Annotated in this window: 3 protein-coding genes; 2 read left to right on the top strand and 1 reads right to left on the bottom strand. The window is 63.2% G+C overall.

The window, feature by feature from the left end:
* The coding region (locus EPO09_RS12490; protein WP_290643548.1) for a hypothetical protein at window positions 1-264 on the bottom strand (264 nt) is incomplete at its 3' end.
* Between the two features lie 130 nt (window positions 265-394).
* Between EPO09_RS12490 and EPO09_RS12485 the strand changes: the two genes are divergently transcribed.
* On the top strand, window positions 395-697 hold the full coding sequence (locus EPO09_RS12485) for an urease subunit gamma (protein ID WP_290643546.1): 303 nt from the start codon (window positions 395-397) through the stop codon (window positions 695-697).
* A gap of 96 nt (window positions 698-793) precedes the next feature.
* Window positions 794-1,462: a HupE/UreJ family protein gene (locus tag EPO09_RS12480; RefSeq protein WP_290643544.1), complete on the top strand. Its 669-nt coding sequence runs from the start codon at window positions 794-796 to the stop codon at window positions 1,460-1,462.
* The last annotated feature ends 97 nt before the right edge of the window (window positions 1,463-1,559 follow it).

The following is a 1,559-nucleotide window of genomic DNA, read 5'->3' as shown; positions in this document are numbered from 1 at the left end:
TGCCCAGAACGCGTTGATGAAGCCATAGTCCACCAACAAGGTGGCCCCGACCGCCTCCAGCACCAGAAACGCTGCAGCACCAAACGCCATATTGGCCACACGCCAGTCACTCCACCGGCGGGCAGACCTGGGCGTGAAACGCAGCGCATAGTCTTCCAGCGTCTCCGATGCCACCCAGGTGTTGTAGTCCCGACGCACCTTGACCACCCGCTGCAGGGCTTCGCCTGCGGGCTCATCTGGTGCATACGCCGAACGGCTTATCACCTCTGGACGATTTGGGTCTGGCTCTTGCATAGTGTGGGTTCGTCTGCCCTTGACATCGCAATTTCGATGCCGAAGGCGCCTTCCCGCTGAACCACACACACCAAAGCCCCGGTCCACACCGAGACACACGATGGAACTGACGCCCCGAGAAAAAGACAAGCTCCTGATTTTCACGGCTGCCTTGCTGGCAGAGCGCCGCATGGCCCGGGGGCTCAAGCTCAATTACCCAGAGGCCGTCGCCCTGATCACCGCCTTCATCATGGAAGGCGCCCGTGATGGCAAGAGCGTAGCCGCGTTGATGAGCGAAGGCAAAACCGTGCTCTCGCGTGAGCAGGTCATGGAAGGCGTGCCGGACATGATCCCCGACATCCAGGTGGAGGCGACCTTCCCTGACGGCACCAAGTTGGTGACGGTGCACCAACCTATCGCATAAATCGGATTAATGCCTTTGGCGCGCACCAATTTAATGCGCGCAAACAGCTTATCGACAGCACTTCAATCGTCCACTCACCAGATTGGAACCATGACCATGTACCCAACCTCCACTCGCCGCACCATCCTGGCCACTACGGGCGCTTTCCTGGCGCTGATGTCGCCACTCGCGTGGTCACACTTGGGCGCTGATGGCGGCCTGCATGCGCATGACGGCCAGATCATCGGCAGCCTGATCGATGGCGCGCTGCACCCCTTGACCGGCATGGATCACCTCGCCGCCATGCTGAGCGTCGGGGCCTGGAGCGCCTTGAGCCTGAACGCGTCAGACCGCAAGCTCGATCTCAAGGCCATGGTCACTGCCCCGACGGCATTCGCCTGCACCTTGCTGGCAGGCGCCTTGGCGGGCATGGCCGGCGTGACCGTGCCAGGCACCGAGCCCATGATCGCCGCGTCTCTGTTGGTACTGGGCCTCCTTGTCGCGACCCGCTTGAAGCTTGGCAAGGGCACCGGCGCCGCGTTGGTCGCCATGTTTGCCTTGTTCCACGGCCTGGCGCACGGCACGGAATTGGGCGGTCACGCCATGGCGGCCTTGACCGGCATGGTCGCCAGCACGGCCTTGCTACATGGCATCGGAATGGCTGCGGGCCTGGCCTTGCGCGATCAGGGTCACGGTGCCAGCCGCTGGGCCTCCCGTCTGGCCGGGGGGGGCGTCGCCCTGCTCGGGCTGGGCATGCTTACACCTGCCATCGCGGCAGCCATCTGAGCCTCGCCTGCCTGCCCCAGAACCGACAGAAAGATCCAACCATGATTCCTGGCGAACTGCTCACCGATGGCCCGGACCTGAGCATCAACACCGATCG

The sequence above is a fragment of the Aquabacterium sp. genome, from assembly GCF_004297345.1.
Taxonomy (GTDB): domain Bacteria; phylum Pseudomonadota; class Gammaproteobacteria; order Burkholderiales; family Burkholderiaceae_C; genus Aquabacterium.
Note: the sequence above shows the minus strand (reverse complement) of the source record. Positions and strands in the feature narration are given on the sequence as shown.

What these genes read in the sequence shown, in the direction of transcription:
- EPO09_RS12485 (WP_290643546.1), top strand. Translation starts at nt 395, where the DNA reads ATGGAACTGACGCCCCGAGAAAAAGACAAGCTCCTGATTTTCACGGCT.
- EPO09_RS12480 (WP_290643544.1), top strand. Translation starts at nt 794, where the DNA reads ATGTACCCAACCTCCACTCGCCGCACCATCCTGGCCACTACGGGCGCT.